This is a genomic window from Streptomyces sparsus (genome assembly GCF_054776295.1).
On sequence record NZ_BAAHCA010001240.1, the window covers coordinates 1 to 1,167 of the forward strand.

The following is a 1,167-nucleotide window of genomic DNA, read 5'->3' on the forward strand; positions in this document are numbered from 1 at the left end:
GCGACCGCCTGCGGCGGCGGTGGCGGCGGGCTGTTGTCGACGAAGCACTGCACCGCCACGGAAGCGCCGACCCGCTTGCGCACGATGCGCGAGACGACCGCCACGCGCTCGATCCCCGCCTGACGCAACCGCACCTCGTCGCCGGGGCGCACCGGCCGGGCCGGCTTCACCCGCTCGCCGTTGACACGCACGTGGCCCGCCCGGCACGCCGCGGCGGCCTGGGAACGGGTCTTGACGAGCCGGACCGACCAGATCCAGGTGTCGACCCTGGCGGATTCCTCGTCTGCTGCCATGCACCGACTCTAGAGCCCCGCACGGCCGAAACGCACCGCTGCGGGTGGTCACCGACAGTGAGGGGCTTCCCCTCCGGTGGCCGTCGTGCTGTGCTGCGGACATGGTCGACACCACGGCACATCCCACCGTTCCCCTCGCCCTGCCGGTCGTCCCCGCCCACGAAGCGGCCGACCGCGCCGAGCGGTTCCACGCCACGATGGCGCAGCGACGCACCGTCCGCGACTTCTCCCCCCGGCCGATCCCGGACGGGGTGGTGGAGTGCGCGATCCGCACCGCCGCGACCGCGCCCAGCGGCGCCCACGTCCAGCCCTGGCGGTACGTCGTCCTCACCGACCCGGACCGCAAACGCCGGCTGCGGGAGGCCGCGGAGGCCGAGGAGCGCGAGTTCTACGAGCGGCGGGCCTCCCAGGAGTGGCTGGGCGCGCTCGCCCCGCTGGGCACGGACTGGCGCAAGCCCTTCCTGGAGACCGCTCCGGTGGTCATCGTCGTCTTCGAGGTGCACCGGGGGCCGCACAGCCCGCGGCCGTACTACACCAAGGAGTCGGTGGGCATCTCCGTCGGGCTGCTGCTCGCGACCCTGCACCAGGCGGGGCTCGCCACCCTCACCCACACGCCCAGTCCGATGCGCTTCCTCAACGACGTCTGCGACCGCCCGTCGGAGGAACGGGCGGCCTACGTCGTACCGGTCGGCTATCCGGCGCCCGGTGCGCGGGTGCCGGACCTGCGCCGCAAGGAACTGGACGAGGTGATGGTCCGGCTGTAGCGCGCCGACCGCGGCCCGCAGGCCCCGACCGGACGCCACAGCCGGACCGTCAGGCGGTCAGGCGCTCGCGGCGGCGCCCTCCGCCTCGCGGCGGGCCTCCCGGGCGTCGA

Annotated in this window: 2 protein-coding genes; one reads left to right on the plus strand and one right to left on the minus strand. The window is 74.6% G+C overall.

Going from position 1 to position 1,167, the window contains the following annotated elements:
* Positions 1–293, minus strand: a 293-nt coding sequence (locus tag ACYVE9_RS27640; RefSeq protein ID WP_461030625.1) for an RNA-binding S4 domain-containing protein, incomplete at its 3' end; no start/stop codon positions are given.
* A 101-nt stretch (positions 294–394) separates the two neighbouring features.
* On the opposite strand from ACYVE9_RS27640, the gene ACYVE9_RS27645 reads away from it, so the two are divergent.
* Positions 395–1,057, plus strand: coding sequence for a nitroreductase family protein (locus ACYVE9_RS27645; protein ID WP_461030626.1), 663 nt, complete (start codon positions 395–397; stop codon positions 1,055–1,057).
* The last annotated feature ends 110 nt before the right edge of the window (positions 1,058–1,167 follow it).

Bases quoted from the DNA above. Each gene is read 5' to 3' on its own strand.
- ACYVE9_RS27645 (WP_461030626.1), top strand. From the start codon at position 395: ATGGTCGACACCACGGCACATCCCACCGTTCCCCTCGCCCTGCCGGTC.